The sequence below is a fragment of the Microcoleus sp. MON1_C1 genome (assembly GCF_036701945.1).
Classification (GTDB): Bacteria; Cyanobacteriota; Cyanobacteriia; order Cyanobacteriales; family Microcoleaceae; genus Microcoleus.
In genome coordinates, this window is sequence record NZ_JAUBRO010000128.1 from 1 (window position 1) to 1,892 (window position 1,892).

The 1,892-nt window shown below is 36.0% G+C and carries 1 protein-coding gene and 2 pseudogenes; all 3 read right to left on the reverse strand.

Annotated features, from left to right (window positions below; genetic code table 11):
• Positions 1-209: 209 nt before the first annotated feature.
• Positions 210-407 (reverse strand): annotated as a pseudogene (locus tag QUA62_RS29610) (transposase); the annotation flags it as partial.
• 81 nt (positions 408-488) lie between these two features.
• The gene (locus tag QUA62_RS29130; protein ID WP_333408271.1) at positions 489-1,133 is read right to left on the reverse strand and encodes an IS630 family transposase; all 645 of its coding nucleotides are present in this window, start codon (positions 1,131-1,133) and stop codon (positions 489-491) included.
• Positions 1,134-1,373: 240 nt separating this feature from the next.
• Positions 1,374-1,811 (reverse strand): annotated as a pseudogene (locus QUA62_RS29615) (IS1634 family transposase); the annotation flags it as partial.
• Positions 1,812-1,892: the final 81 nt, after the last annotated feature.

Sequence of the window (1,892 nt, forward strand, 5' to 3'; positions counted from 1 at the left end):
CTTCCCTTTCATTTATTATCAAATTTTCCTATTTTACCAGAGAAATCCATATTTACATCTCAAATGGAATTGCTATATGAAGTTGCACTTAATATAGCTTCAAGGATATAGTCCCAACCACAGAGAGATAAAACTTCTTCATTCGTGAGAGATTTGATAATTGTATTTACCTGTTCTTTGAGTTTATCTAAAGTCGAATATTTTTCCCACTAGAGGTCTTTTTTTGTATGCTCCCACAATCTTTCAATCGGATTTAATTCAGGACTATATGCAGGTAAATATATTGGCATTACATGGTCACCCCAGTCTAATAATAGAGCTTTATGGAAGCTACCATTATCCATGATAATTAGATTGAAACTCTCTGAGTATTTTTGACATAATCCCTTTAAAAACTCTTGAAAAAAGTTGTAATTGAGCCGAAAAAATTTTTGATAATATTGTTCACCTGTTGCTGGCTATACGACTCCCTAAATATAAAATTTTCCTCATTTCCATTGCTTTTTGTCAATGGGTTTTACCCCCTTTAATGTAATCATTTTGCAGGGCATAGTAATCAATCCAAATCTACTCTCGTCCTGACACCATATCCTTACAGGCTTGGAGTTTCCGAAATATTTCATCATTACTTTGATGAGCTCACCTAGTTTTTTTTTGAAGCTTGCCTGCACCTCTTCGTTCGCTTTGTCATTTTGGGGTCTTGGGACTTTCAGGTCAGCTTTCAATTTATAATGAACTAGGTCATGTACCACTTTATAGCTCACTTTAATTCCGCATTCTTTTTCTAGCCATATCTGTAATTTGCCATAACTTGTTTCTCCCTGTGGTTCTTGCAGTTTTTTGATTAATTTTTCTATCACTTCGGGTGGAATATGTGGAGTCTTTCCGGGAGCTTTTTTTATGCTAAGTAATTCAGTAATTCCACCTTGTTTGTAAGCTCTTAACCAACGATATATTGTTGATTCGTCTCGTTTCAACATCGTGGCTAATTCTGCTCTTTTTTGGATTTTTTTGGTGGCCAGCCAGTATAATACCAGTAATTTTTCTTTATTTACGGCGGTCGCACTCCGTTCGAGTCGATGCTCTAGTTCCTTAACCGTTTCCTGGATTTGTACCTGAAGTTTGTTCGCCATATTGGATTTCCTCTACTTTTACCCTATATTTTAGTGTACCTTCATAGTGAATTGGTATGAATTAAGTAAATAATCCTATGTTCCCTAAAGTATCGGCCTAAAAAGAGCGCTTAATCTGCTCTTTGTTCTAAATTTAAACAGCGCAACTTAGGCTTTTTAAAAAGCCATTATTTTTAGGATTTGAGACTTATCCCGCTTGAAAGTACACAGTTAAATAGAAAAAACATCAAGTGATTTCTGTCAAAGCAATAAATAATAGGCTCTCGCTCTTTCTGGGAAAACTCTTAAGATTTCTAATCGTACATCCGTCAACTTGCCAATTTCTGTGACTGAGTTGATCGTTAATAAATGAACCGCTTGAAAACATTGAAATATCCATCGCAAGGTCGGACGTTCAGTCCGTTTACCTAATTGATTTTTTAGGCCAGATTTAGCCTGTTGTAGGGCTTAACGTAGATAGCGTTGAGCTAACCTATAAACCAATAAACACAGGCCCATTATTAAACATAAAGCCTCGGTTCTCTCCGGGCTTTTTAGAAAAACACTGTCCGTAAAAAATAAAGGATCTTTGAGACAAGCAAATCCTCGTTCGGCTGATTGCTGTTCTTTATATTTAGCAATCATCTCAGCGTTGCTTAACTCATTCACATCCAGAATATTAGTCGCTAAGATCAAACGTCTAGGGAGCATGTCACTTTTGCAGTGAGCAATTATACTTATCCAGCTTTTCCCTGATTACCAATTAAGCCGTTTAAGTAA